Annotated in this window: 25 protein-coding genes and 3 pseudogenes; 16 read left to right on the top strand and 12 right to left on the bottom strand. The window is 74.3% G+C overall.

What is annotated here, in order from left to right:
- From UW392_RS30375 to UW392_RS30355, 5 genes and pseudogenes are all read left to right on the top strand, one after another.
- Positions 1–206: pseudogene (locus UW392_RS30375) on the top strand (ATP-binding protein); the annotation flags it as partial.
- Entirely contained in the window at positions 203–613 is a 411-nt protein-coding gene (locus UW392_RS30370; protein ID WP_320778357.1) for a roadblock/LC7 domain-containing protein, read from the top strand. The pseudogene UW392_RS30375 and the gene UW392_RS30370, both read left to right, overlap by 4 nt.
- Positions 610–981 carry a DUF742 domain-containing protein gene (locus UW392_RS30365; RefSeq protein WP_320778356.1) on the top strand — a complete coding sequence of 124 codons (372 nt, stop codon included), beginning with the start codon at positions 610–612 and terminating at the stop codon, positions 979–981. Before UW392_RS30370 ends, UW392_RS30365 begins: the two co-directional genes overlap by 4 nt.
- Positions 962–1,567 carry a GTP-binding protein gene (locus UW392_RS30360; RefSeq protein ID WP_320778355.1) on the top strand — a complete coding sequence of 202 codons (606 nt, stop codon included), beginning with the start codon at positions 962–964 and terminating at the stop codon, positions 1,565–1,567. Before UW392_RS30365 ends, UW392_RS30360 begins: the two co-directional genes overlap by 20 nt.
- Entirely contained in the window at positions 1,564–2,832 is a 1,269-nt protein-coding gene (locus UW392_RS30355) for a cytochrome P450 (protein ID WP_320778354.1), read from the top strand. Before UW392_RS30360 ends, UW392_RS30355 begins: the two co-directional genes overlap by 4 nt.
- 75 nt (positions 2,833–2,907) lie before the next feature.
- Here UW392_RS30355 and UW392_RS30350 read toward each other — a convergent pair whose 3' ends face one another.
- Positions 2,908–3,939 (bottom strand): 7-epi-alpha-eudesmol synthase, encoded by a 1,032-nt coding sequence (locus UW392_RS30350; protein ID WP_320778353.1) that lies wholly within the window; start codon positions 3,937–3,939, stop codon positions 2,908–2,910.
- Between the two features lie 324 nt (positions 3,940–4,263).
- Here UW392_RS30350 and UW392_RS30345 point away from each other — a divergent pair, with 324 nt between their 5' ends.
- Positions 4,264–4,662, top strand: a complete 399-nt coding sequence (locus UW392_RS30345; protein WP_320778352.1) for a VOC family protein — start codon at positions 4,264–4,266, stop codon at positions 4,660–4,662.
- Positions 4,663–4,697: 35 nt separating this feature from the next.
- On the opposite strand, the gene UW392_RS30340 is transcribed toward UW392_RS30345, so the two are convergent.
- Positions 4,698–4,994 carry a DUF4235 domain-containing protein gene (locus UW392_RS30340; RefSeq protein WP_320778351.1) on the bottom strand — a complete coding sequence of 99 codons (297 nt, stop codon included), beginning with the start codon at positions 4,992–4,994 and terminating at the stop codon, positions 4,698–4,700.
- Between the two features lie 147 nt (positions 4,995–5,141).
- Complete coding sequence (locus UW392_RS30335) at positions 5,142–6,167, bottom strand: glutathione S-transferase family protein (RefSeq protein WP_320778350.1); 1,026 nt, start codon at positions 6,165–6,167, stop codon at positions 5,142–5,144.
- A gap of 96 nt (positions 6,168–6,263) precedes the next feature.
- Here UW392_RS30335 and UW392_RS30330 point away from each other — a divergent pair, with 96 nt between their 5' ends.
- Complete coding sequence (locus tag UW392_RS30330) at positions 6,264–7,361, top strand: cation diffusion facilitator family transporter (RefSeq protein WP_320778349.1); 1,098 nt, start codon at positions 6,264–6,266, stop codon at positions 7,359–7,361.
- 68 nt (positions 7,362–7,429) lie between these two features.
- Here the strand turns inward: UW392_RS30330 and UW392_RS30325 are convergent, their stop codons facing one another.
- Positions 7,430–7,891, bottom strand: a complete 462-nt coding sequence (locus tag UW392_RS30325) for a nitroreductase family deazaflavin-dependent oxidoreductase (RefSeq protein ID WP_320778348.1) — start codon at positions 7,889–7,891, stop codon at positions 7,430–7,432.
- A gap of 119 nt (positions 7,892–8,010) precedes the next feature.
- Between UW392_RS30325 and UW392_RS30320 the strand changes: the two genes are divergently transcribed.
- Positions 8,011–8,595, top strand: coding sequence for a flavoprotein (locus UW392_RS30320; RefSeq protein ID WP_320778347.1), 585 nt, complete (start codon positions 8,011–8,013; stop codon positions 8,593–8,595).
- On the opposite strand, the gene UW392_RS30315 is transcribed toward UW392_RS30320, so the two are convergent.
- The 3 genes from UW392_RS30315 to UW392_RS30305 form a co-directional block, all read right to left on the bottom strand.
- Positions 8,541–9,398, bottom strand: coding sequence for a hypothetical protein (locus UW392_RS30315; protein ID WP_320778346.1), 858 nt, complete (start codon positions 9,396–9,398; stop codon positions 8,541–8,543). The two genes, UW392_RS30320 and UW392_RS30315, sit on opposite strands and share 55 nt — an antisense overlap.
- Positions 9,399–9,515: 117 nt before the next feature.
- Positions 9,516–10,772, bottom strand: a complete 1,257-nt coding sequence (locus UW392_RS30310; RefSeq protein WP_320778345.1) for an SLC13 family permease — start codon at positions 10,770–10,772, stop codon at positions 9,516–9,518.
- Positions 10,773–10,894: 122 nt separating this feature from the next.
- Positions 10,895–13,312 carry a SpoIIE family protein phosphatase gene (locus tag UW392_RS30305; protein ID WP_320778344.1) on the bottom strand — a complete coding sequence of 806 codons (2,418 nt, stop codon included), beginning with the start codon at positions 13,310–13,312 and terminating at the stop codon, positions 10,895–10,897.
- Between the two features lie 252 nt (positions 13,313–13,564).
- Between UW392_RS30305 and UW392_RS30300 the strand changes: the two genes are divergently transcribed.
- The 3 genes from UW392_RS30300 to UW392_RS30290 all read left to right on the top strand — a co-directional run bounded on the left by UW392_RS30300 (position 13,565) and on the right by UW392_RS30290 (position 16,383).
- On the top strand, positions 13,565–13,810 hold the full coding sequence (locus UW392_RS30300; protein ID WP_320778343.1) for a hypothetical protein: 246 nt from the start codon (positions 13,565–13,567) through the stop codon (positions 13,808–13,810).
- Between the two features lie 3 nt (positions 13,811–13,813).
- Complete coding sequence (locus tag UW392_RS30295) at positions 13,814–14,194, top strand: toxin Doc (protein WP_320778342.1); 381 nt, start codon at positions 13,814–13,816, stop codon at positions 14,192–14,194.
- Positions 14,195–14,586: 392 nt separating this feature from the next.
- The gene (locus tag UW392_RS30290; protein WP_320778341.1) at positions 14,587–16,383 is read left to right on the top strand and encodes an RICIN domain-containing protein; all 1,797 of its coding nucleotides are present in this window, start codon (positions 14,587–14,589) and stop codon (positions 16,381–16,383) included.
- A gap of 184 nt (positions 16,384–16,567) precedes the next feature.
- Here the strand turns inward: UW392_RS30290 and UW392_RS30285 are convergent, their stop codons facing one another.
- On the bottom strand, positions 16,568–17,392 hold the full coding sequence (locus tag UW392_RS30285) for an STAS domain-containing protein (protein ID WP_320778340.1): 825 nt from the start codon (positions 17,390–17,392) through the stop codon (positions 16,568–16,570).
- 197 nt (positions 17,393–17,589) lie between these two features.
- Here UW392_RS30285 and UW392_RS30280 point away from each other — a divergent pair, with 197 nt between their 5' ends.
- Positions 17,590–18,114 carry a hypothetical protein gene (locus UW392_RS30280; RefSeq protein ID WP_320778339.1) on the top strand — a complete coding sequence of 175 codons (525 nt, stop codon included), beginning with the start codon at positions 17,590–17,592 and terminating at the stop codon, positions 18,112–18,114.
- Positions 18,115–18,257: 143 nt separating this feature from the next.
- Here UW392_RS30280 and UW392_RS67075 read toward each other — a convergent pair.
- The 3 genes and pseudogenes from UW392_RS67075 to UW392_RS30265 all read right to left on the bottom strand — a co-directional run.
- A pseudogene (locus UW392_RS67075) lies at positions 18,258–18,419 on the bottom strand (CDGSH iron-sulfur domain-containing protein); the annotation flags it as partial.
- 106 nt (positions 18,420–18,525) lie between these two features.
- A complete protein-coding gene (locus UW392_RS30270) occupies positions 18,526–19,170 on the bottom strand; it encodes a HemK2/MTQ2 family protein methyltransferase (protein WP_320778338.1) in 645 nt (214 codons plus the stop codon).
- A gap of 5 nt (positions 19,171–19,175) precedes the next feature.
- On the bottom strand, positions 19,176–20,234 hold the full coding sequence (locus UW392_RS30265) for an iron-containing redox enzyme family protein (RefSeq protein ID WP_320778337.1): 1,059 nt from the start codon (positions 20,232–20,234) through the stop codon (positions 19,176–19,178).
- An 86-nt stretch (positions 20,235–20,320) separates the two neighbouring features.
- On the opposite strand from UW392_RS30265, the gene UW392_RS30260 reads away from it, so the two are divergent.
- A complete protein-coding gene (locus UW392_RS30260) occupies positions 20,321–20,929 on the top strand; it encodes a flavodoxin family protein (RefSeq protein ID WP_320778336.1) in 609 nt (202 codons plus the stop codon).
- A gap of 35 nt (positions 20,930–20,964) precedes the next feature.
- Here the strand turns inward: UW392_RS30260 and UW392_RS30255 are convergent, their stop codons facing one another.
- Positions 20,965–22,011, bottom strand: a complete 1,047-nt coding sequence (locus tag UW392_RS30255) for a Ppx/GppA family phosphatase (RefSeq protein ID WP_320778335.1) — start codon at positions 22,009–22,011, stop codon at positions 20,965–20,967.
- 199 nt (positions 22,012–22,210) lie between these two features.
- Here UW392_RS30255 and UW392_RS30250 point away from each other — a divergent pair, with 199 nt between their 5' ends.
- The 3 genes and pseudogenes from UW392_RS30250 to UW392_RS30240 form a co-directional block, all read left to right on the top strand.
- Entirely contained in the window at positions 22,211–22,795 is a 585-nt protein-coding gene (locus tag UW392_RS30250; protein WP_320778334.1) for a GNAT family N-acetyltransferase, read from the top strand.
- A gap of 207 nt (positions 22,796–23,002) precedes the next feature.
- Positions 23,003–24,502, top strand: a complete 1,500-nt coding sequence (locus UW392_RS30245) for an ABC transporter substrate-binding protein (protein WP_320778333.1) — start codon at positions 23,003–23,005, stop codon at positions 24,500–24,502.
- Positions 24,499–24,877, top strand: a pseudogene (locus UW392_RS30240) (ABC transporter permease); the annotation flags it as partial. The gene UW392_RS30245 and the pseudogene UW392_RS30240, both read left to right, overlap by 4 nt.

Below are 24,877 nucleotides of genomic sequence, written 5' to 3'. Positions count from 1 at the left end.
CGGCGCGGCCGCGCACCGCGGCCCGTACCGACGCCCCCTCCGCGGTACCGGCGGACACCTCCGCCGCCGTACCGCCGGACGCCTCCTTCGCCGGCCTCGCGGCCTTCGCGTCGGCCGGCCGCCGTCTCCGCGAGACTTCCGCGGAGACGGCGACCCAGGCCCCCACCGAACAGCAGCAATCCGAAGAAAGCGACCGGTCCTCATGACGCAACACGGAACCGACGTGAGCTGGGCGCTCCGCGACCTCGTCGAGAGCATCCAGGAGATCCGTTTCGCCCTCGTCGCCTCCAGCGACGGCAAGGCCATCACCTCCTACGGCGCCGACGATCCCGACGACGTGGACCGGTTCGCCGCCGTGGTCGCGGGCCTGCAGGCGCTCGCGCAGCCCGTCGCGGAGCAGTTCCCGAAGTACGCGGGGCAGCTCCGCCTGGCGATGATCGAGGTCGACGGCGGCCACCTGTTCGTGGTGCGCGCCGGCGTCGAGACGTACCTCGGAGTCCTCGCCAAGGAGGGTCTCGACCAGGGTCTGCTCGGCCACCAGATGCGGGATCTGGCCCGCCGGATGGGTGAGTTGCTCGGGACCACGCCGCGCCTGGAGGAGCACTCTGGATGAGTGCTCCCCGCCGTCCCAGTGATCCGTCCGGTCTGGAGCGCTACTACGTCCTGACGGGTGGCCGCAGCGGACCGGGCGGTCCGGCGGCGAGCCTCGACGTGGCGACCCTCATCGTCTCCCGCGCCGCCGCCGCCCCGGGCCTGCAGCACGAGCACGGGGAGATACTCCGTCGTTGCCGTGAACCGCTGTCGGTCGCCGAGCTCGGCGCCCACCTCGGACTGCCCTTCAACATTCTCGCGGTGCTCCTCGCCGATCTGCTGGACGCCGAACGGATCGAGGCCCGTGACCCCGTCGCGGCGTCCCACGCCGACCGCGGGTTCGACCTCGCGCTCCTTGAGGAGGTTCTCAGTGGACTTCAACGGCTTTGACCGTCCCGGCCGCTCCGCGGCCGGAGACACCCGCTCCGTGAAAATCATGATCGCCGGAGGCTTCGGCACCGGGAAGACCACCCTGGTCCGCTCGGTGAGCGACATCAAGCCGCTCACCACCGAGGCGACACTGACCCAGGCCAGCGCAGGCGTCGACCCGCTCGTCGGGGTGGACGACAAGCAGGAGACCACCGTCAGCCTGGACTTCGGCAAGATCGGTCTCAACGACGAGCTGATGCTCTACCTGTTCGGCACGCCCGGCCAGGAACGCTTCTGGTTCCTGTGGAACGGCCTGTTCAAGGGCGCCCTCGGGGCCGTCGTGCTGGTGGACACCCGGCGGCTCGACTCCAGTTTCCGGGCCATCGAGGAGATGGAGCGGCAGGAGGTGCCCTTCGTCATCGCGCTGAACGTGTTCCCCGATTCCAGGGAGCACCCCATCGCGGAGATCCGGGACGCGCTCGACATCCCCGACCACATCCCGGTGGTGGCCTGCGACGCCCGTGACCGCGCCTCCAGCCGGGACGTGCTCATCGCCCTCATCCACCACCTCAAGGAACGCTCCGCCGCCGTCCTGGAGACCCGATGAACGACCAGGCGCCGGCCGGCGCCCCCCAGGCGGGCGATCCCGGGGCCCCGGCCCCGGGCGGCTGCCCCGTCGCCCACGGTGACGTCACCCGGCTGTACGGCCAGGGGTCGGGGATGGACCCGCACGGCATCTACACCCGGCTGCGCGCGGAGCACGGGGCCGTCGCCCCGGTCCTGCTGGAGGGCGACGTGCCCGCCTGGCTGGTGCTCGGCTACCGCGAGTGCCGCCGGGTGCTGGACAACCCGCTCCAGTTCAGCCGGGACTCGCGCATCTGGCGGGACTGGCTGGAGGGCCGCATCGAGGCGACGCACCCGCTGATCCCGATGGTGGGCTGGCGGCCGGACTGCGTCTCCCAGGACGGCGAGCCGCACCGCAGGCTGCGGGCCGCGGTCACCGACAACCTGCAGGCGGTCGCGGGCCGTGGCATCCGCCGGCACGTCACCTACTTCGCGAACAAGCAGATCGACGCGTTCGCGGGGACGGGCACCGCCGACCTGGTGGGCGACTTCGCCGACTACCTGCCGATGCTGGTGCTGACCCGGGTGTTCGGTCTCGCCGCGAGCGAGGGACGCTCCCTGGCCGAGTCCAGCGCCCAGGTCATCAAGGGCGGCGCGGACGCCATGGAGCACAACGGCCGCATCATGCACATCCTGGCCGAACTGGCCGAGCGCAAGCGGAGCGAGCCCGGCGCCGACTTCACCACCGGGCTGATCGGGCACCACGCGGACCTCGACGAGGACGAGGTCCTCAACCACCTCCGCCTCGTGCTGATCACCGCGCAGACCACGACCAGCAACCTGCTGGCCCGGGTCCTCCAGGCGATCCTCACCGACGCCTCGCGGCTCGCCGGACTCGTCAGCGGGGAGCTGAACGTCTCCTCGGTGGTCGAGCAGGTCATGTGGGACACGCCGCCGCTGGCCGTCCTGCCGGGCCGCTTCGCCACTGCCGACCTCGAGCTCGGCGGCGTGGGCGTCAAGGAGGGCGACCTGCTGATCCTGGGGCTCGCCGCGGGCAACCTCGACCCGGGGATCCGGCCCGACACCGGCGTCTCCGTCCAGGGCAACCAGTCGCACCTCGCGTTCAGCGGTGGCCCGCACGAGTGCCCGGGACAGGGCATCGGCCAGGCCATCATCGAGGGCGCGGTGGACACCCTGCTGCACCGCCTGCCGAGCCTGCGCCTCGCGGTACCGGCCCAGGAGCTCACCTCGACGGCCTCCACGTGGGAGGCCCGCCTCGACACCCTCCCGGTCACCTTCGCGGCGTAGCGGAAGGCCGCCGGCGGCCTGCACGACGACGGGGTGCGCCCGGCCCACCCGGGCCGGGCGCACCCCGTCGCTGACTCACACGGCCAGCAGGTCGTCCAGTGAGCCGCGGCCCGCCAGTTCGGCCGTCGCCGCGGGGCCCTCCTTGGCCGCGGCGTACCGGCCGGAGGTCAGGGCCCACTCGTAGTTGCCGTTGATCCAGTGCTGGATGGCCTCCACACCCATCCGCACCTGCTCGCGCTGTCCGTCGGTCAGCCCCAGCTCGTCGCACATGGCCGGCACCCGCGCCTCCAGGGCGACGTACTCGTCGAGGCAGCGCACGGTCATCCGGTACGCCTCGTCGGCGGCCTCCTCCCACGAGCAGCCGCGCTCGCGGTGCAGTACGGCGATCAGGTTGTGGCCGTCGCCGCGGCGCCTCTCGCGCTCGAAGGAGTGGACGTCGTTCATGAACCCGATGGTGTCGGCGGCCAGGTCCCGCATCCGGACCATCAGCGGATGCGCCTGCACCTGGGCCGGCACCTCGAAGCCACGGCTGCGCTCGCCCGCGTCGATGCTGTGGTGGATCCCCACCGTGCGCCGCCGGAACTCGGCGTACTCGTCCAGGCCCAGCGTGCCCGCCAGCCCTCGCGCGGCCAGGTCGACCTCCTCGGTGTGCGCCACCAGGAACCGGCCCCACGAGGCGGCGAACCGGGTCTGCCAGGCCAGTGACATGCCCGCGGAGAGGTGCGCCCAGACCTCCGCCCAGGCCGTGGTGATCGGGCAGACCACCCGGGGCGCCGTGCCCGCCGGCCGCAGGGGAGTGGCGATCAGCTCCCGCGCCACCTCGGCTATCCGGTCCGCCCGGTCCGGGCGCGTGGCGTCGAACTGGTCGTCGAAGAGGAAGGCCAGCGAGAACCAGTTCATGAGGACGACCATGTCCTCGGCCGAGGCGTGGGGGTAGGTCCGTGCCGCCGCCTGGGGGAGGTCCCAGGAGCGGTACTCCTCGAAGGCGGCCTGGCTCCGCACCAGCCCCATGTCCCACACCCAGCGCAGATGGCGGCCCCGGGCGTACTCCAGGTGCTCGCTGACGGGAGTGTCGAAGGGGAGGTCGAACCGGACGTCCTGGGGCATGGGTAATTCCTCTCGCATTTCTCACCTTTGCCGCCCCCTCCGGGGGTCGAGGGTAGGACGGCGTTGAGAGGCTGCCCACGGAATGATCAATTCATGGTGTGACGTGGATTACTGGTGGGTCTCGTGGGGAAGAAGTGTTCTTTTCAGAGCGACACGGGAGGTCTCGGGACGTCCTCCCCGATCTCCGTACACGCGCCCCGGGGTGGCCGGTCACGGACTGATTTCCCGTCACCCACTCGGGGTACCCGGGGACCGTATGCGCGCGGCGGTCCCCGGCCGCCCGCGCGCCCGGAACCCCGGTCCGACGACAAGGAACGAGGAACGATGGGACTCATCAAGGCGGGCGTCGTGGTGCTGGACAGTGCCGAGCCCGAGAAACTCGCCGCCTTCTACAAGGAGTTGCTCGACGCGGAGGAGACGGAGGTGACCGCCAACCGCATCGAGATCAGGGAGCCCGGCGGCTTCCGGATGGCCTTCCGCCGGGACGTGAACGCCGTCCCGCCGAGCTGGCCGCGCCCCGAGAACTCCCTCCAGGCCCACCTCGACTTCCGGGTCGACGACCTGGACGCGGCCGAGCGGCGGATCGTGACCCTCGGCGGGCGGACGATCGAGGCCAAGGAGTCGGTCGGCGCGTACGAGTACGAGGAGCGCGGCTTCGCCGACCCGGCCGGCCACTCCTTCAGCGTGCACATGGTGCCCCCCGCGTCACCCAAGCAGGGCTGACGCCCCGTCCGCGGTGACGCGGGAGGCACCGGCGGTCAGTCCCTGCCGCCCTTGTCCGACGCGGGCCACACGCCCGTCTGACGCTCGATGGCCTTCGCTCCAGCCCGGTCCACCGCACTGCGGACGACCGCGAAGATGGCGCCCTGGACGGCCGCGGCCAGCAGCACCTCGCCCCAGCCGCGGTCCCTGTCCAGGGCGTCCGGCGCGTCGTCCTCGTGCCGGATGGCCTTCCACGTCGTGCGGAACGCCGCCCCGGCCAGTGCACCGCCCGCCCAGCCGAGCGCGAAGCCCAGGGGCTGGTACACCAGGGGGAGTTTCTTCTTCTTCGACACCTGCGTCACTCCTTGTCGCTCCGGGGCCGAGGCCCTTGCGCCGTACGGGTTCCCCGGTACGGCGCTATTGATCGGCCGAAGTCGCGTGTGTGCGTGACAGCCGTGACGTACGTCTGCGTGTCTGACCCCGTACGGGTGTGCGAGGCCTCAGGGGCGCCCTTCCGGCGGCACCACCTCCGACGGCTGGACCGGGCCGGGCGGCGTCCCGTCGCCGAACGGACGGCCGCCGAGCTCCTCCCGGCCGTGCGGCGCGAGCCAGCCGGACAGGTCCGGGCCCAGCGGCACGACACCGGTCGGGTTGATGCCCGTGTGCACCCCGTAGTAGTGCCGTTTGATGTGGTCGAAGTCGACCGTGTCACCGAACCCGGGCGTCTGGAAGAGGTCGCGGGCGTACCCCCACAGCACCCGGTCCTCCGTCAGCTTCCACAGGTTGCACTTGAAGTGGCCGTGGTACACGGCGTCGAACCGCACCAGCGTGGTGAACAGGCGGACGTCGGCCTCGGTGAGGGTGTCCCCGACGAGGTAACGCTGCCCGGCGAGCCGTGCGGAGAGCCACTCCAGCCTGCGGAACACCCCCGTGACGGCCTCCTCGTACTCCTTCTGGCGGGGGGCGAAGCCCGACCGGTACACGCCGTTGTTGACGTCCTCGTAGACGGCGTCCATCACCTCGTCGATCTCGTCGCGCAGCGCCTCGGGGTACAGGTCGGGCGCGCCCTCGCGGTGCAGCGCGGTCCACTCCGTGGCGAGGTCGAGGGTGAGCTGCTGGTAGTCGTTGGTGACCAGCTTCCCGCTCGGTACGTCGACGATGGCCGGCACGCTCACCCCGCCGGGGTAGTCGCTCTCCCGCGCGTCGTAGGCCTCGGCGAGGTACCGGATGCCGAGGACCGGGTCGCGGCCGTCCGGGTCCAGGGTGAAGCGCCAGCTGCGGTCGTCCTGGATCGGGTCGGTGACCGCCATGGGCAGCGCGTGCTCCAGCCCCAGCAGCCGCCGCGAGATCACCGCCCGGCTCGCCCAGGGGCAGGCCCGGCTGACGACCAGCCGGTACCTGCCGCCCTCCACCGGCCAGCCGTCCCGGCCGTCGACGGTGATGCGGTCCGCGAAATGGCTGCGGGAGCGCTTGAACTCCTTGTGGCCCAGCGCGCTGTTCCCCGCGTTCCCCTCGCCCGTGCTCATGGGCACCTTCCTTCCGCTCGTGCGGGCACGGGTACCCCGGGTGAACGAGGCCCGCACCTCGGTGTGAGCGCCTGCGACCTGGGCAGTCGGCGGGGAATGGAGCACATACCCGCAAACCGCCCGGACGGCGCGCACCGTACGGTACGGCAGGACGCCGAGGACCGTGACGCCCAGGAACCCCGTGGCGACGGCGAGGCCCCCACCGGCCGCGAGACCCGTACGCAGCGCCGGGCGCGTTCGGACCGCGGGACGCGCGTCACCGTGCTGGTGGCCCTGGCCGCCAACCTCGTGATCGCCCTCGCCAAGTCCGCCGGCGGCCTCCTCACGGGCTCGCCCGCCCTGCTCTCCGAGGCGGCCCACTCGGTCGCGGACAGCCTGAACGAGGTCTTCCTGCTGGCCGCGCTGCGCCGCAGCAGGCGCCCCGCCGACACCCGCCACCCCTTCGGCTACGGCAAGGAGCGCTTCTTCTGGTCGCTGCTCGCCGCCGTCGGCATCTTCGTGATGGGCGGCTGCTTCTCCTTCTTCCAGGGCTTCGAGGCGCTGCGGGGCGGCGACGGGGCGGAGTCGCGCGAGGGCTACGTGGTGGGCCTGGTCGTGCTCGGCGTGGCCCTGCTCGCCGAGGGCGGCTCCCTGCTGCGCGCCCTCCACCAGGTACGCCGGCAGGGCGGCTCGCGCGGGCTGCGGGACCCGGCCCTGCGGACGGTGGTCGCCGAGGACGGCACGGCGGTGCTCGGTGTCTCGCTCGCGATGGCCGGCATGGCGCTGCACATGGTGACGGGCCGGATCGTGTGGGAGGCGTCCGCCTCGCTCGCCATCGGGGCACTGCTCGTGTACGTCGCCTACCGGCTGGGCCGGGACGCCCGCGACCAGCTCATCGGCCAGGCGGCCGACCCGGAGTCGCACCGGCGCATCCGGGACCTGCTGGCGGCCCAGCCGGAGATCGACAGCGTGGAGGCGCTGCACACCATGGAACTCGGCCTGGAGTCGCTGCTGGTGGCCGCGCGGGTCGATCTGGTGCCGGGCCTCGACAGCGAGGAGGTCGAGGAGGTCGCCGACCGGATCAAGCGCTCCATCGCCGAGGCCGTACCGGAGGCCGAGCTGATCTTCCTCGACGTGACGGACGCGAAGGCCCACCGCGGGGGCGCGGAGGGAGACGAAAGCCCCGCCGCGACGGGGGAGCGCGGCGGGGCCTGAGGACCGGGTGCCCGGCCGACGGCGTTCCACACCCCCGTGGCCGGAGAAGCCGGGAGAACGCCCTTTCGTCAGTTCCCGTCCGCCGCACCGTCCACCGGCTCCAGCACGAAGACGGGGATCTGCCGGTCCGTCTTCTCCTGGTACTCGGCGTACTGCGGGAAGACGGCGACCGCGCGCTTCCACCACTCGTCCTTCTCGTCCCCGGTCACCTCGCGCGCCCTCATGTCCTGCCGCACGGGGCCGTCCTGCAGTTCCACGCGCGGATCGGCCACGACGTTGTGGTACCAGAGCGGGTGCTTCGGCGCGCCGCCCAGCGAGGCCACGGCGGCGTACCGGCCGTCGTGCTCCACGCGCATCAGCGGTGTCTTGCGGAGCCTGCCGCTCTTCGCCCCCCGGGTCGTCAGGACGATGACGGGGAGGCCCGTGTCCCGGAGTGTCGTCCCCTCGGTGCCGCCGGAGCTCTCGTACAGCTCGACCTGTTCACGCACCCAGTCCGTCGGGCTCGGCTCGTACTCGCCCTCGAGTGGCATGGTGTCGCTTCCTCTCTCGCGCAGGTGACTGGCCGCCATCCAACTCGCGCACGCCGCCTCCCCGCAAGAGGCACCACCGGTCGGGCCGTCCGGGTACCGGCTGCCAGTAGGGTGCCCGGATGACCACCCCACCGGCCGGGAAGCCCTTCCTCCACGTCGTCGTCTGCGCCGCTGGTGTCGCCGCGGACGTCGGCGAGCTGATCACCGCGGCGCGGGAGCGTGGCTGGGAGGTCGGTGTCATCGCGACGCCGCTCGCGACGGGCTTCTTCGACACCGCCGCCGTCGAGGAGCGCACCGGGCGCCCGATCCGTTCCGCGTGGCGGCGGCCGGGCGACCCGCGCCCCTTCCCCGCGCCCGACGCCGTGGCCGTCGCACCCGCCACCTTCAACACCCTCAACAAGTGGGCGGCCGGCATCGCCGACACCCTCGCCCTCGGCACCCTGTGCGAGGCGTACGGGCTCGGCGTCCCGATCGCCGTCCTGCCCTGTGTCTGCGACGCGCTCGCGGCCCACCCCGCGTACGGGGCGAGCCTCGTCCGGCTGCGGGAGATGGGTGTCCGCTTCGGCGAGCCGTACGGCGACCGGGACGGCGGGCGGACGGAGTTCGCCTGGGAGCGGGTCCTGGACCTGCTCGCCGCGGACGCCGGGGATCAGTCGCAGCCGACGGTCGGCCCGGCCAGCATGCCGCCGGTGTACAGGCTCTGACCCCGGGGGATCCAGTAGCCCAGCTTGGAGACGACCGTGCCGCACCGCTCCCTGAGCTTCACGCGGACGGCGACCGTGGTGGGGCGGCCGGGCTGCAGGCCCGTCAGGGCGCAGTCCAGCACGGCCGTGTTCCTGGTGCGCGACGGGTGGGCGCCGGTCAGCGGATTGCCGCAGCGCTCGTCGGACGTGCTCAGTTCCATACCGGTGTCCTCCTCGCCGATCAGCCCGAACCGCGCGCTGTCGTCGCCGCTCTCACCGTCCCTGGCGACGGTGTACCGCAGCAGCGTCGTGCCGTTCGGGCGCAGCGTGGTCCGGTCCACCTCGACGCGGTGGGTCGGTTCCGGTCGCGGGGTGGTCAGGGTGATCCGGCCGCGCACCGTGCCGCGCAGGTCGACCTCTCCGGGCTCCGAGCGGACGCGCACGTCGGCGGTGACGTCGTAGGTGCCGGGGCCGGGATAGTCACGGCCCCCGGGCAGCGTTCCCGTGAGTACGGTGCGGCCCTCGCGCCGCAGCGTCCACGTGCCTGAGGACAGGCAGGAGTACCGGGCGGGGGAGCCCTCGCGGGCGCAGACGGCCGGGGCGGTCAGGGACAGCCTGGCGGTGCCGTGCTCGGCGCACAGGCTGACGTCGGCCCGCTGCCCGCCCGCACCCCGCAGGGTGCCCGCGGGGACGCACAGCGTCGAGACGGGCGGCTCCGCCTCCCGCGGCGCGGCGCCCACGGCGGGCGGCACCGTCGTCACCCAGCCGAGGGCTGCGGTCGCCAGGACCATGGACGTTCCCCGCAGCGTCGGTCGTACCGGCACCCTGTCCTCCTCCACGGCCGTGACCGGCCGGGCGCGGGTCACGTGCGTCTCGAGGATGGGCCCGCCCGCCGGAGCGCGCGGGGCTCCCACGCCGTGACGTCACCTGTTCACAGGCCCTCAGACGCCGATGAAGCGCAGGGACAGCCACAGGGCCGCCACCGCCGGGAGCAGCGTCGCGGGCACCGCGAGGAGTCCCAGCCGGGTGAACTCGCCGAGCTTCACCTCGTAGCGGTGCTCCCGGACGATGCGCCGCCACAGCAGCGTGGCCAGGGAGCCCGCGTAGGTGAGGTTCGGGCCGATGTTGACGCCCAGCAGGACGGCGAGGACCGCGCCCGCGCCCCCCGGGGCGGCCAGCGGCAGCAGGACCAGCACGGCGGGCAGGTTGTTGATGGCGTTCGCGAGCAGCGCCGCGACCACGGCGAGGACCAGCAGCGCGGGCAGCCCGTCCGAGGCGGGCAGCAGCCGGCCGAGCGCGCCGGCGAGCCCGTTGTCGACGACGGCCCGTACGACGATGCCGAGGCCCAGCACGAACGCGAGGAACGGCCATGAGGTCGCGCGCACCAGGGAGCGGGGAGTGGTGGTGCGGCGGACGAGCGCGCGGACGCCCAGCACCAGGGCACCGGCCAGGGCCGCCCACGCCGGTTCGGCGCCCAGCGCGGAGGTGACGACGAAGCCGGCGAGCGTGCCCGCGACCGTGGCCAGCGCGAACACCGGCACCGCGGGCCGCTCCGGATCCTCGGGCGGGGTGCACCCGGCCGCCAGGTCGGCGGCGAAGAAGCGGCGCAGCACCAGGTACTCGGCCGCCACGGCGACCACCCACGGCAGCGCCATCAGCGCGGCGAACCGGGTGAAGCTCAGCCCGCTCTCCTCGAACGCCAGCAGGTTGGTGAGGTTGGACACCGGCAGCAGCAGCGACGCCGTGTTGGCGAGGTGCGCGCAGGCGTACACGTACGGCGCGGGGCGGGCGCCGAGCCGGGCCACCGTCGCGAACACCACCGGGGTGAGCAGGACGACCGTCGCGTCCAGGCTCAGCACCGCGGTGATGCCGGAGGCGAGCAGGAACGTCGCGCCCAGCAGCCGCCCGGGCCGCCCCGCCGAGACGCGGGCCATCCACGCCCCGCACGCCTGGAAGAGCCCCTCGTCGTCGCAGAGCTTCGCCAGCACCAGGATCGCGGCGAGGAAACCGAGCACCGGGCCCAGCCGCTCGGCCTCGGCCAGGGCGTGCTCCAGGGGCACGGCGCCCGTCACGATCACCAGCCCGGCGGCCGGGACGGCGACGGCCGCCTCCGGCAGCCTGGACGGACGGGCCACCGCGGCGGCGAGCACGGCGACGAGCAGGACGACGGACAGGGTCTCGGCGAGCGGGGTGTTCACGGTGGGGCTTCGGTGCTTTCGTGCCGGCGGGGACCGCGATGACGGGGCCCTGTCATCTCAGCAGACGCGCGAGGAGCGTCCGCGCGCGGGCTCCGAGTATCCCTCGCGCGGCCCCCCACCCCTCACTCCTGGGCCGGTGTCAGCTCCGCCCAGATCGTCTTGCCCTCCGCGGTGTGCCGGCTGCCCCAGCGCTGGGTGAGCCGGGCCACCAGCAGCAGCCCCCGGCCGCCCTCGTCGAAGGTCTTCGCCCGCCGCAGGTGCGGGGCCGTGCCGCTGCTGTCCGACACCTCGCAGATCAGGGTGGTGTCGTCGTGGATGAGCCGCAGCTGGATGGGCGGCGCGCCGTGCCGGATCGCGTTGGTGACCAGCTCGCTCACCACGAGTTCCGTGGTGAAGGCCGTCTCCCGCAGCCCCCAGAACGCCATCTGGTCGAGCACCTGGCCGCGGGTGCGGGCGACGGCCGCGGGGTCGGCGGGCACCGCCCAGGCCGCCACCCGCGAGGGGGCCAGGCCGCGGGTGCGGGCCAGCAGCAGCGCCACGTCGTCGGCGGCCCCCTCCGCCGGGAGCATGGACGTGACGACGGCCTGGCAGTCCGCGTCCAGCGAGCCGGACCGGTGGCGGGCGAGCGCCTCGGTCAGCAGCGCGTGCCCGGCGTCGATGTCCCGGTCGCGGCTCTCGATCAGCCCGTCGGTGTAGAGGGCGAGCACGGTGCCCTCGGCGAGCTCCAGCTCGGTGGACTCGAACGGCATCCCGCCCACCCCGAGGGGCGGACCCGCGGGCACCCGCACGTCGACCGGCCGGCCGTCCGGCGCGAGCACGATGGGCGGCGGGTGCCCGGCCCGGGCGAAGCTGCACCGCCGCGTGACCGGGTCGTACACCGCGTACAGACAGGTGGCCCCCACCTCGCCGGTGCTCCCGTCGGCGCCCGCCTCCTGCGACAGCCGTACGACGAGGTCGTCGACGCGGGTCAGCAGCTCGTCCGGCGCCAGGTCCACGTCGGCGAGGGTGCGCACCGCCGTCCTGAGGCGGCCCATGGTCGCCGAGGCCCGCACGCCGTGCCCGACGACGTCGCCGACGACCATGGCGACCCGTGTGCCGGACAGCGGGATCACGTCGAACCAGTCGCCGCCCACCCCGGCGCGAGCCGCGGGGAGGTAGCGCCAGGCGGCCTCCAGCGCGGGCAGGCGGGGCAGGGTGCGGGGGAGCAGGCTGCGCTGGAGGGCGAGCGCGGTCTCGCGCTCGCGGGTGAAGCGGCGGGCGTTGTCGATGCAGACGGCGGCCCGGGCGGTGACCTCCTCGGCCAGCAGCCGGTCGTCGGGGGTGAACGGGTCCCGGCGCCGGTAGCGGGTGAGGACGGCGACGCCGAGGGTCGCGCCACGGGCCCGTATCGGCACCGACATCATGGCGTGGATGCCGTGCTCCGACACCCGCGCGCTGCGCACGGGATCGTGGGAGAGCCAGTCCACGAGCGTGTCGGCGGGGTCGGTGACCACCACCGTCCGCGCGGCCGTCAGGGAGGACGCCTGCGGCGAGGAGGCCGGGTAGACGTCGCTGTCGCCCGGCTCGACGACGGGCTCGAAGCGGTCCGGGTCGACCGACCGGTGGGCGGCCCGGCGCAGCGTGAAGGGGGCGGACAGCGGGCCCACCGGGGGCTCGTCCCCGAGGTCGGGCGGCTGGAGGAGGTCCACGCTGACGAAGTCGGCGAGCGCGGGCACGCACACGTCGGCCAGCTCCTGTGCCGTGCGCGCCACGTCGAGGGTGGTGCCGATGCGCACGCTCGCCTCGTTCACCAGCTGCAGCCGCTCCCGGGCGCGGTACTGCTCCGTGATGTCGTGCCCGGTCACGCACACGCCGATGGTGCGCCCGCCGGGCCCGGTCAGGGGTGCGATCCGCGCCGACCAGGCGTGCGCGGTGTCCTCGTCGGCGGCCCGCAGGAACGTCTGCACGTCCCCGCGCAGGCTGCCGGCGAGCGCCTCGCGCAGGTGCTCCTCCAGCCGGGCGCCCTGCCGGCCGCCCACGATGTCGGCGATGTGCAGCCCGCGCAGCCGCTCCTCGGGTATGCCGACGGCCTCGGCCATCACGTCGTTGACACCGCGCAGCCGCAGCCGCTCGTCGAACACGGCCGTGGCGCACGGGGACTGGGCCATGACCGCCGCCGCGAGCGGCTCGCCGGGCCGCAGCGGACCCGGGTCCCGCAGCGGGCACAGGACCAGCCAGCCGCCGCCGTCGGTGCCGTCCCCCGGAGGGCGGCGGTGGGCGAGCAGCCACCGGGAGACGGTGCGGCCGTCGCGGTGCCGCAGCGGGACCGTCCCGCTCCAGCTGAGACCGGCCCGCGAGGGCGGCCGGAAGCCGTGGCCGGGGGCGAGCAGCCGCGCGACGGGCCGGCCCAGCACCTCACCTCCGGACCAGCCCAGCAGCTGTGCCGCGCCCGCGTTCCACTCGGTGACCGTGCCGTCCGCGCCCACCACCGCTTTCGCCGTGGCGGCACCGTCACAGGACGCCGACGGAGCGTCGACGGCTGTGAGTTCGCGACTCCTCATGCTGGCCTGTCCGTTTCGCCGGGCCGAACCGTGGACGGGGGGCGAGATCCAGCCTAGTGCGTCGGGGTGACGCGCACCCGGAAAGCGACGGGGCACCGGCGCACGGCGCACGGACACGGCGCACGGCGCGGCGTGAACACCCGACGGGCGCGCCCGGGCACGAGCGGCTGCCCGGCCCGGACGGTACCGCGGCCTGAGCCAACTGACCTGCGGCTATTTACGGGTCAGTACCTGCGCGGTACCGTTGAGGGCATGCCAGCTCTGAATGTGGAGTTCAGCGACCGGGAGCTAGAGGACCTGCGGCAGATCGCCAAGGAGCGCGGTACGTCGATGAAGGCCCTCGTGCGTGAGGCGGCCGCGGCCGACATCGCCCGGCACCGCGCGCTGAAGGAGGGCGCGGAGGCGTTCCGGCAGTTCTTCACGGCACACGCGGCGGAGTTCGCCACCGCCTTCCCGGAGGACGAACCCGCCGCCGGGGGCCCGGGACGGTCCCGCTGACCGATGGATTCATCCGTCATCCACATCGACGTGCCCTGGCTGCTCCAGCGCCAGGAGGAGCTCCTCCCCGGCCGGCCGGCGGTCGACGACTTCTCCGCCCTGGTCGCCGCCGTGGCCCGGCACCGCGTCGACCCGCCCCGGCTCGGCGTGGAGTCCGACGCGGCCTGGCGTGCCGCCGCCCTGCTGCACACGCTGGCCCTGCTCAGGCCGCTGCCGTCCGCCAACACCCGCTTCGCCTGCGCGGCCGCCGTGGCGTACATGTCCGTGAGCGGCGTCGGGATCGACCCGCCGCACGGCGCCCTCGTGGACCTCGCGCGCGACCTGGTCGCCGGGCGGACGGACGTGTACGGAACGGCGGACCGGCTGCGCTCCTGGCAGGTCTGAGTGCCGGTCAACCCCGGTGCCCGGCCCACTCGTCGAGGTGTGCCGCGCGCCTGTGGCGGCGGTCGGACCGTCATCTTCCCGTTGACTTCTTGTCAATGATGCGGATGTTGCCCAAGCGCCTTGTTGGCGCCGCGCGACCTGTGCAAGGGTGAGCCTCCCGCGCGCGGGCAACGGCCAGGTCCGAACAGTGTTCGATATTCCGGATCGGCGCACCGTCGGAGGGCTCACGAGGTCCTCGGCCGGCGGTCGCCGTGCGGGGCGCCGGTCTACGGGGCCGCCCTCCCGGCGCGAACCGCACCGAAGGCCCGCACCCCGTGGGTGCGCCTGCTCGGCGACAGAAGAAACCGCGTGCGCCGCCTCTCGCGCACCGGGCACCGGAAGGAAACCGCTCCGTGCACACCCCCCACCCCCCGCGTCCCTCGCGTCCTCCTCGCCCGGGCGTGGTCCCCGGCATGTCGGACGAGAGCCTCGCCGCCCGCCTCCGCGGCCGGCCGGAGAGCGGGGCCGGCGACCCCGTCGCGATGCTGATGGCGCGGCACTGGCAGTCCGCGCACGACTACGCCGCCATCTGCCTGGCGTCGTCGGGCGACACCGCGTCCATGGTCACCGCGGCCTCGTTCCGCCGGGTGCTGGAAGGGCTGGCCCTCGGCGAGTCGGGCATCGCCCTCCGGCCCCGCCTGCTCGTCACCGTGCGCAACCTGGTCAAGCAGTGGTCCGCGGAGGAACCGCTCGCCGGCGTCCTGCCGGACCTGCGGAAGCCCGCCGGGGGCCGCGGCATGCGCGCGGCGCAGTCCCTGACCCCGGAGAACCGCAAGCTCGCCGAGCGTTCGTTCGACGCCCTGCCGGCCCTCTCCCAGTGCCTGCTGTGGCACACCGAGGTGGAGGCGGAGCCGATCACCGTTCCCGCCGGTCTGCTGGGCGTCGGCGTCGACACCGCGTCGGCCACACTGGAGCAGGCCCGCGAGCAGTTCCGCGAGGGATGCGTGCGCGCCCACCGGGAACTCGCGCCGAGCCGGGACTGCCGCTTCTACAACCGGCTCCTGGACGTGCCCATCCGGCGCGGTGGCGCGCTCCTCCCCGACGTGCAGGACCACCTGGTGCAGTGCCGGTACTGCCGTTCCGCCGCCGAGCAGCTCAGCCACTTCGAGAGCGGCCTGGGCTCCCTGCTCGCCGAGGCCGTGCTCGGCTGGGGCGCCCGCCGCTACGTCGACTCCCGGCCCGACCGCGCGCCGCACGGGACGGGTTCCCGCCAGGGCGGCCGGCGCGTCGGCTCCCGCCGGCACCGGCTGCTGTCGCGGTTCCCGGTCCGGAGTGGGCGCGGCAGGGCGGTGGCGCGTGGCGGCAGGGCCCTGGCCACCGGTCTCGGAATCGCCTCCAGCGCCGTGCTCGCCACCGTCCTGTCCGCCGCCCTGTGGTCGGACGGCGGTGACGGCGCGAACTCCATGTCGACGAGCGCCGCCGGTGGCCACGGCACCGCGACCGACTCCGGTGTCCTCCCCTCGGCCACCTCCTCGCCGCCCCCCGGCTCCGCCGGACTGCCCGTCGCCCCCGGCCGCACCCGGCTGCGCAACCTCGCCGCCGACCTGTGCCTCGACGTCCGCGGCGGCGCGGCGCAGGATGGTGCCGCGGCCCGGCTGGCGGCCTGCTCGACGGCGTCCACCCAGCAGTGGTCGTACGAGGACGACGGACAGCTGCGCAGTGTCGCCGATCCCCGGCTGTGCCTGGACTCGCACGTGGACGCCGGGGTCGTCGTCCTCGGGGCGTGCGCCGGCACGCGGTCCGCCCGCGTGGACGACGTGCGGTACGACCTCACCGTGCGGGGCGAACTGCTGCCCCGCCGGCAGGACGAACTCGCCCTCGCGCCCACCACCGAGGAGCCGGAGGCGGACGTCGTGGTGAAGGTCCGCGACGGTTCGGACGCGCAGCGCTGGGTGACCGACGGCACGAAGGCCACCCCCGGGTCGCTGTCGATCTCCGGCACCGGCGGTCCCTCGGCCGCACCCGAACCCGCCGCACCCGAACCCGGCGCCGGGACGCCCCTCGCGGGCGGCGGAAACGGCGTACGGCCGGAAGCGCGGCCCGAGGCACGGACGGGCACACCGGCGCCGGCCACCCCGCCGGGGGCCGTCCTGGACGGCACCGTCAGGTCCGCCGCGGCCGCCACGGGAGCCGCCCCCCTGCCGGGCTGACGGCTCCGGGCCGCGCGCGAGGCGTCCGGAGGGCCGGGAAACTGCGGCTCCCACCGGTGGAACCGAAATGTTTCAGGCCGATTGCCGAACCGTGTGGATCCGGCCAGACGGGCATCCGTGATGATCGGGACCCGCTCAATCACGGGGGCCGACCCGCTCGGGTCCGTGACTTCCCGCCACTGATTCAACACTGGAAGTTACCTGAAACCGGTCGGGTCGATGTGCCTTTCCGAGTCGGACTCGGCAGACTCGCGCTTGCCGATCCGGCACCACCAGGACCGCCCGTCGCACGCGTACCCGACTCGCGGGCGGCCCGGTGACCTGACCCGACCGAGCGGAGGAGGAAGCACCGGATGCCGAGCACCGTGCGCCAGCGGACTCCTCCCGATCCCCCCTCAGGACGTGTGCGGAGCCCTTCGGGGAGGAGCGCCCGCGCGCGCTGAGGGACCGGGACCGTTCGGATCCCGTGCAGAGTGCGCCGAGAGCTCGCGGATGGGGAGCGCGAGCCCGGCCACGGGATGCCGTGCGGTCCCCGCACCGGGGGCCGGCTGGACAGTGTGGGGCTGTCGGCCGGCCCCCGGATCAATTCCGGGGCGGGCTCGGGCGTCAGGGCGGGGGGCGGCAGCTCCCGCAGCGGGGGAAAGCGGTCGAGCAGCCCGGTGGCGCGCAGGATGCGGTGGATGCCGGGCTGGTCGCAGACGAGGCGCAGCCGCCCGTCCCGCGCCCGCGCCAGTGTTTCGGCCCGGCACAGCACCCGCAGCCCGGAACAGTCGAAGAAGTCGACGCCGCGCAGATCCACGACTATGTCGGGCCCGGGCAGCGCGACGGCGGCCCGCAGGTGCTCGGCCAGCTGGTCCGCGGTCGCCACGTCGATCTCTCCGGTGACCTCGATGACGGTGCACGTCCCGGTCCGCCGGCTGTGGGCGTGGGGATTGGGCGGCGCGAGCCCGGGTCCGGCGGTGGCGTCCCCGGACGGAGGGGCGGCACGGTCTTGGGCTTCCGGCGGCATGTCGGCTCCACCTCGACAGCGGTAGGGCGCATTTGACTCCGGTAAATACCCCAGCTGAGGGGGCATCATCCCTGCTGTGGGCGGCGCAAGATCTGCTTCACTCGTCAAGGTGAAATTCCCGCCTATGTATTGACACTGCGTGATCGTCCCGTTCCAAGGCGCTCTGGTCAACGGGTCGGCACCGTCATACAGTCGCTGTGCTGCCCCAGCCCCCGGCCGCACCGCACGCGCAGGATCCGGACCAGGGGGTGGCGGTGAAGACGTTGGTGAGCGATCCCGTCGAGGGGGCGGCGCCGCTGACGGAGTACGGGCTCAGGGAACCCGCCGTGGAGGTGGAGTTCACCGCCCACTTCTCCCGCCCGGACGGACACCCGGACGCGGCGAGCGCCACCGAGGCGGCCACCGCCGCACTGACACGGCTGACCGACGCGCCGCGGTCCTTCGTCGCGCCGGTCCTCGCCGCCGGACGGTCGGTGAGCGACTGTCTGCTGGCGCGCACCACGGCCGACGTCTGCCGGATCGTGCTCACCGCGGACGGGTCGGGCATCACGGTGGCGGCCACCGACGACACCTCCGTCGCCCAGGACGCCGAGCGGCGCAGCCGGGCGGACGGCCTGCCGCTGCTGATGGTGGTCGACGGCCTCCACGTCCACCACGGACCGGACGGCCACATGTGGGTCGTGTGGCACGGCCCGTGGGGGCGGCACGACGCGGGCCGGTAGGCGCACCCACCGCATGACCCGGGCGCGGCCGGCGCCGGTCAGCCCGTCCGCGCGTCGTCGCCCGGCCGGTCCGGGCACGCGTCCGGACCCGTACCGGCGTCAGGGCCCGTACCGGCGTCCGCGGCCGGCCGGCGTGCCGCCGGGGCCGACCTGCGGTGGCTCGTGTCGCACCACGGGTAGCGCTTGCTGCGCCGGCAGGTGCACAGGGCCACGCGGAAGCGGTCCGAGGAGACGGTCGTCCCGTCCTCCAGCTCCACCTCCACGGGACCGTCCACCAGCCACGGTCCACGCCGCTGCACGGTGATCCGGCGGGGCGCGTCGGCGTGACCCGCGGACCCGGGCGCGGCGGTGCCCCCCGCAGGACCGGGCGCACCGGTCCGGGTCCGCACCGGGTCGGGGGTGTTCGGCGCGTCAGCGCGGTCGTTCGGCACGGATGACCACCAGCTCTTCCTTGTCGTCGTCGGCGGACAGCAGTCCGCGGTCCCGCAGCCAGGGCTGCCGGGCGCGCAGTACGGGCCCGAAGGCCACCCAGCGGTGCTCCGTCACGGCCGCCTCCAGCCCGGCCGCGCGCAGCGCGGTGACCGTACGGCGGGCGTCGCTGAGCACGGAGTGCACCATGAGCAGCACACCGCCGGGCCGCAGCAGCGGGGGAGCGTCACGGCAGATCCGGTCCAGTACGAGCCGGCCGTCGCCGCCCGCGTCCCAGGCGCGGGCGGCGCCGCGCGGCTCCCCGTCGGCCGGTGGGGCCGGCACGTACGGCGGGTTGGCGAGGATCAGGTCGAAACGATCGTCGCGGACCGGTGCGAAGAGGTTGCCCCGGACGGCACGGACCCGCACCCCGGCCAGCAGGGCGTTGAGGCGGGCCGTCGCCACGGCCCGCCGGGACACGTCCACGGCCGTGACCCGCGCGCCCCGGCGGGCCGCCGCGAGGGCCAGGGCGCCCGAGCCCGTGCCCACGTCGAGGACGCGGGCGCCGGGGGCGAGCGGCTCCTCGGCCAGCGCGTCGGTCAGCAGGGACGTGTCGTCCTGCGGGGCGTAGACGCCCGGAAGCACCATTAGATTCACACGACCCCCAGTACCCTGCTTTCTTCTGCTCTAGCAGGATCCTCAGTGGCCCCTTCAACGGTCCGCTCCAGGGGGCTGTACAGGGAGGACTCGCCCGCGCGCCACCGCGACAGGAGGCGCTCGGCCATCCGGCCCTCCAGGTACTCCGTCGCGTCGATGCCGAACACGATGTCGTCCGCGAGGTGCGGCTCGTCCTCCAGCAGACCGCCGATCACCTCGTGCCGCATGATCTGCTCGTGTACGGCGTCCGCCTCGACGTGCTCGTCGTAGTACCGCTCGGCGGCCGGGCCGGCGCCCGTGCGGCGGATCGCCTCCGCCAGCCTGCGCGAGGCGGGCGACGAGGTGATCTCGACCTCCGCGAAGTGGCCCACCAGGGCGCCGCGCAGCCGGCGGTGCAGCCCGAACAGCGACATCAGGTTGACGAGCGCCAGCATCTCGGCGCAGCCCGCGTCCACCTGGCGGCCGTAGGTGGTGTCCAGTCCCAGGTCCGTCATCAGGTCGGCGAAGAGCTGGGCGTGCACCTGGTCGGGGCGCCCGCCGCCGTACTCGTCGAACGTCACCGCCGCCAGCGCGGCCTTGGCCCGCCCCGTCAGCCGCGGCAGCACCCAGACCTGCGGGTCCTGCTCCTTGAGGTGGAAGAGCGACCGGTGCAGCGCGTACTCGCGCAGCTGCCACAGCTCGCCCTCGTCCCGCAGGTAGTGCGAGACACCCGTGCCCTCGGCGGGCTCCACCAGCAGTTCCTTGAGCGCGCCCTCGACCGTCTCGTGGACGGGAGTGTCGGCGCGCAGCGCGGTCAGGAAGCGCTCCTCCAGGGCCGCGCGGGTCCTCAGCAGCTCCGGGTCCCACTCGAGGTCCGGGTCGGCCTCCGCGAAGCCGCGGTAGTGCAGCTCGTAGCAGAGGTAGAGGGCCAGCTGCAGGTCGTCGCCGTACGGGTCGGCGGCCCGTACCTCCCCCTCGGAGGGCAGCGGGCCCGCGCCCCTCAGGTACGCCGTGACGGCGGCGGAGAGGGGTCCCCGGTCGGCGGGCAGGGCTGGTCCTTCGCTCTCGTGTCTCATGGGCGCCGGGTACCCCGGGTACACCCGTCCCCACCTGTGATGTTGTCGCCGTGTGGGGGCCGGTCGAGCGGGTACTCCGCTGCCCCATGAGAGCACTCGTCGTCAACTGCACGCTGAAGAGGTCGCCGGATCCGTCCAACACCGAGGCGCTGGCCGGGGTCGTGGTCGAACGGCTGGAGAAGGAGGGGGTCGAGGTCGAGGTGGTACGCGCCGTCGACCTGGACATCGCGCCGGGCGTGGTCAGTGAGGCCGTGACGGCGGGGGACGACTGGCCGGGCGTCCACGAGAAGCTGCTGCGGTCGGAGATCCTGATCATCGCCTCGCCGACCTGGCTGGGCCGCCCCTCCTCGGTCGCCCAGAGGGTGCTGGAGCGGATGGACGCGATGCTGTCCGAGACGGACGACGTGGGGCGGCCGGTGGCCTACAACCGGGTCGCGGGTGTCGTGGTCACCGGCAACGAGGACGGCGCCCACCACGTCATCAGCGAGATCTCCGGCGCCCTCGCCGACATCGGGTACACGGTCCCGGGCCAGGCCTGGACGTACTGGCACCTCGGGCCCGGCCCCGGCCCCGACTACCTGGACGAGGAGCGGGGCCGCGAGTGGGCGCACAGGACCGGGCGGGCGATGGCCGGGAACCTCTTCGGGGTGGCCCGGGCGCTCCAGGAACGGCCGCTCGGGCCCCCGTCCCGGTGAGGTGACCGTACGGCGAGGGGGCCGGGGCGGCGGGGTCAGCGGGTCGGCGCGGCGACCCGCAGCGGTACGGCCCGGCCCGCGGGCTCCATTGCGGCGGGATCCTCGCCCGGGAAGGCCGCGACGTCGTCGGTGCGCTCGACGACCTCCCGCCACCAGGACGGGCCGTCCTCTATGTGCCGCAGCAGCACCCCCTCGCGGATCGCCCAGGGACAGATGGTGACGGCCTCCAGTCCGGTCAGCTTCATGGCGGTGTGCCCGACCAGCGCGCCGGCCAGGCTCTGGTCGGCGCGCGGTGCCGAGATGCCGGGGAGCTCCGCCCGCTCCGCCGCGGGCAGCGCGGCCAGCCGGGTCACCGCCTTGCCGAGGTCGGAGGTGTACAGCCGGCGCTCGACGAAGGGCCCGTGCCGTCCGGGCGCGGCCCCGCACAGCCGGCCGAGCTGCTGGAAGGTCCGTGAGGTGGCCACCGCCGTGCGCGGCCCCTCCCAGCGGATGCGGGCGGCCACGTCGCGCAGCTGGTGGCGGACCTTGCGGCGCAGCGCCTTGACGCTCTCGGCCGGCGGCGGGTCCCCGCCGCCGTCGAGGAACTCGTGGCTGAGCCGGTTGGCGCCGAGCGGCAGGCAGGCGACGAAGTCCGGCAGCCGCCCCCGTCCGAAGGCGACCTCCATCGAGCCGCCGCCGATGTCGAGGAGGGCGAGCGGACCCGACCGCCAGCCCATCCACCGCCGGGCCCCGAGGAAGGTCAGCTCGGCCTCCAGCTCGCCCGGCAGCGTGCACAGCTGTATCCCGGTCCGCTCCCGGACGGCCCGCAGCACCTCCAGCCGGTTGGGCGCGGTGCGGATCACGGCGGTCGCGAACGCGAGGGGCCGCTCGGCGCCCCACCGTTCGGCCGTCCGGCCCGCCGCCGTGACCGCTTCGGCCAGCTGGTCCACCGCCTCCTCGGGGATGCTCCCCCCGTGGGCCGCGTACTCGGACAGCCGCAGCCGCCATTTCGCCGTGTGCACCGGCAGGGGAACCCCGCCCTCGGCGTCCGCCACCACGAGCCGTACCGTCTTCGACCCCACATCGAGCACACTGATCCGCATGGACTCCGAGCTACCCCGAACCCGCGGCGTCACGCGTGATGCGTACACGGACCCGCGGCGCACGGATGCCGGGGGGTCCCGGACGTGAGCCGGGGCGGAGGGCGTGCGCACCGGTACGGAACCGGCGCGTTCCGGCGCGTCGCGGGGGCGTCCGGCACCCCCCGATCGTGCGCACGGGCTTGTTGCATATGCTGTGCAGGTGCAGCACTACAGCATCAGGGAAGCGACCCCCGACGATCTCGACAGCGCCCGCGCGGTGATGCTCGACACCGTCTACCGGGACTTCGGCACAGGCTACGTGCCCCGGTGGCACGGCGACATCATCGATCTGCACGGCGCCTACGTGGCCCCCGCGCGCCACACCCTGCTGGTCGCGGTGGACGAGCGGGACGGCTCCGTCGCCGCGACCGCCGCGCTCGACTCCCGCGGGCCGGCCCATCCGCCGAACCCGCGGTGGCTCGCGGAGCGCTACCCCTCGGGCGAGACCGCGCAGCTGCGGCGGGTCTACACGCGCCCCGAGCACCGGCGGCGCGGACTGGCCCGGCGGCTCGTCGGCGCACTCCTGGACTTCGCGGCGGCCGACGGCGGCTACCGCTCCGTCTACCTGCACACCGACCCGGGCGTGCCCGGCGCCGAGGCCTTCTGGCGGTCCCTGGGCACGGTGGTGTGCGACGAACGGGCGGAGACCGGCCAGCGGGTCGTGCACTTCGAGGTGGCCTCGCGCAGTCCCGCCATGGCGCTCGCGCACACCGCCGTCCCGGCTGCCGCCGGGGCGCACGCGTAGCCGTGACCCCGTACCGGCCCGTTCCGCACCGGCCCGCCCCGGACCAGGACGTGAAAACGATTTCCACGTAATCTGGTGTCCGTCCGTGTCGGGTGTCCGTTCATGTCCGTTCGTGTCCGGCCTCCGTCCGTATCCGGTGCCGTCCGGCCGTGCCCGTCCCGTCCCCCGTCGTCCCTGCCACCTCGCGTCCCGCGAAGAACGAGAACCATGCGCCCCCTCGTGTCCCGGCGCAGGCTGCTCTGCGGCCTGCTGCTCGCCCCCCTGCTGACCGGCTGCTTCGCCTCCGGCGGTGACAGCTCCTCCTCGGAGGGCGCGGCGGACGGCTCCCGCCTGCGCGTCGCCCTCGCCTTCCCGCCCGCGGAGAACCTCTCCCCGTACGGCGCCGACGCCACCCTGCTCAGCCGGCTCGGCGTCACCGAGGGGCTGACCGCGCTGGACGCCAACGGCACGGCGGCCCCCGCGCTCGCCTCCTCCTGGACCCGCGAGAACGACCGGACCTGGGTGTTCACCCTGCGCGAGGCCACCTTCCAGGACGGGACCGAGGTCACCCCGGACGCCGTCGCCGCCGCCCTCACCCACGCCACGGAGGCGGACCCCGTACCCCCCGCCCTCTCCGGCGTCACGCTGCAGGCGGCGAAGGCGGGCGGCGACCAGGTGCGCGTCACCACCGACGCCCCCGACCCGGCGCTCCCGCTGCGCCTGACCAGCCCCGGCCTGGCGATCCTCGCCCCGAAGGCGTACGGCGACGAGCGCCCGGACCCGGTCGGCACCGCCACCGGCCCCTTCGAGCTGGCCGAGGTGAACGGCACCGCCTCCGCCACCCTCGACCGCTTCGACGACTACTGGGGCGGCCGCGCCCAGGCCTCCGGCATCGACGCCCGCTTCATCGCCGACGGCACGGCCCGCACCAACGCCCTGCGCACCGGTGAGCTGGACATCGCCGAGGCGGTGCCCGTCTCCCAGGCGGCCTCCCTGGACGAGGAGACCCGCAAGGAGACCGCCACCACCCGCACCACCAGCCTCCTGCTGAACACCGGGTCGGGCGCCTTCAAGGACGCGGGGCTCCGGGCCGCCGCCCGCGAGGCGATCGACACCTCCGTGTTCGCCAAGGACGTGTACGAGGGCGTCGCCGACCCGGGCGCCGGCCTCTACGGACCCGCCGTCACCTGGGCGGCCGACCTGCGCACCGCGCCCACCGGCCGCGCGAATGCCACCGACCCGGACGGCACCACGGTCACCGTCGCCACGTACGACAACCGGCCCGAGCTGCCCGAGGTCGCCCAGGTCCTCCAGCAGCAGCTGGAGAAGGCCGGCTTCACGGTGAAGCTGGAGGTGCGCGAGTACTCCCGGCTGGAGAGCGACGCCCTGGCGGGGAAGTTCGACGCCTTCGTCGGCGCCCGGAACACCCTCCTCGACACCGGCGACCCGGTCTCCGTCCTCGCCAGCGACTACACCTGCGACGGCGCCTACAACCTCGCCCTGCTCTGCGACACGGACGTGGACAAGGCCGTGGAGAGGGCGGCGGGCCTCGCCGACACCGACAGGCGCCGGCAGGCCGCCATGGACGCCGAGGCCGCGATCCTCGGCACCGACGCCGTGGTGCCGCTGGTCCACCAGCGCATCATCACCGGCGTCGGGACCGACGTCCAGGGCGTGATCCTCGACCCGTACGAGCGCACCCTCGTCGGCACCGGGACCCGACGCTGAGCCGCATACTCTGGCGGGTCGCGCTCGCGGCAGCCCTCGTCTGCGGCATCGGACTGCTGCCGTGGCTGTCGCGCACCGACCCCGCGCTCACCGTCCTCAAGGCCCGCTCCGCCGACCGCGACCCCACCCCCGAGGTGCTGGCGGCGGTACGGGACCAGCTCGGCCTGGACGCCGGCCCCTTCGGGCTGCTCGGCAAGTGGCTCGGCGGGCTGCTGCGCGGCGACGCGGGACAGTCGTGGATCTCCGGCTCCGACGTCACGCCCGCCGTCCTGACGGCCCTCGGCGCCTCCCTGGTGCTGATGGCCGCCGCGCTCGCGGTCGCCGCCGTCACGGCCGCCGCGGTGTGCGCCCGCACCCTGCGCCTGGGCCGCACCC

The organism is Streptomyces sp. CRN 30, from assembly GCF_034105845.1.
Note: the sequence above shows the minus strand (reverse complement) of the source record. Positions and strands in the feature narration are given on the sequence as shown.

Coding starts and splice junctions, on each gene's coding strand:
- UW392_RS30370 (WP_320778357.1), top strand. CDS start 203: ATGACGCAACACGGAACCGACGTGAGCTGGGCGCTCCGCGACCTCGTC.
- UW392_RS30365 (WP_320778356.1), top strand. CDS start 610: ATGAGTGCTCCCCGCCGTCCCAGTGATCCGTCCGGTCTGGAGCGCTAC.
- UW392_RS30355 (WP_320778354.1), top strand. CDS start 1,564: ATGAACGACCAGGCGCCGGCCGGCGCCCCCCAGGCGGGCGATCCCGGG.
- UW392_RS30350 (WP_320778353.1), bottom strand. CDS start 3,939: ATGCCCCAGGACGTCCGGTTCGACCTCCCCTTCGACACTCCCGTCAGC.
- UW392_RS30345 (WP_320778352.1), top strand. CDS start 4,264: ATGGGACTCATCAAGGCGGGCGTCGTGGTGCTGGACAGTGCCGAGCCC.
- UW392_RS30335 (WP_320778350.1), bottom strand. CDS start 6,167: ATGAGCACGGGCGAGGGGAACGCGGGGAACAGCGCGCTGGGCCACAAG.
- UW392_RS30330 (WP_320778349.1), top strand. CDS start 6,264: ATGGAGCACATACCCGCAAACCGCCCGGACGGCGCGCACCGTACGGTA.
- UW392_RS30325 (WP_320778348.1), bottom strand. CDS start 7,891: ATGCCACTCGAGGGCGAGTACGAGCCGAGCCCGACGGACTGGGTGCGT.
- UW392_RS30320 (WP_320778347.1), top strand. CDS start 8,011: ATGACCACCCCACCGGCCGGGAAGCCCTTCCTCCACGTCGTCGTCTGC.
- UW392_RS30305 (WP_320778344.1), bottom strand. CDS start 13,312: ATGAGGAGTCGCGAACTCACAGCCGTCGACGCTCCGTCGGCGTCCTGT.
- UW392_RS30300 (WP_320778343.1), top strand. CDS start 13,565: ATGCCAGCTCTGAATGTGGAGTTCAGCGACCGGGAGCTAGAGGACCTG.
- UW392_RS30295 (WP_320778342.1), top strand. CDS start 13,814: ATGGATTCATCCGTCATCCACATCGACGTGCCCTGGCTGCTCCAGCGC.
- UW392_RS30285 (WP_320778340.1), bottom strand. CDS start 17,392: ATGCCGCCGGAAGCCCAAGACCGTGCCGCCCCTCCGTCCGGGGACGCC.
- UW392_RS30270 (WP_320778338.1), bottom strand. CDS start 19,170: ATGGTGCTTCCGGGCGTCTACGCCCCGCAGGACGACACGTCCCTGCTG.
- UW392_RS30265 (WP_320778337.1), bottom strand. CDS start 20,234: ATGAGACACGAGAGCGAAGGACCAGCCCTGCCCGCCGACCGGGGACCC.
- UW392_RS30260 (WP_320778336.1), top strand. CDS start 20,321: ATGAGAGCACTCGTCGTCAACTGCACGCTGAAGAGGTCGCCGGATCCG.
- UW392_RS30255 (WP_320778335.1), bottom strand. CDS start 22,011: ATGCGGATCAGTGTGCTCGATGTGGGGTCGAAGACGGTACGGCTCGTG.
- UW392_RS30245 (WP_320778333.1), top strand. CDS start 23,003: ATGCGCCCCCTCGTGTCCCGGCGCAGGCTGCTCTGCGGCCTGCTGCTC.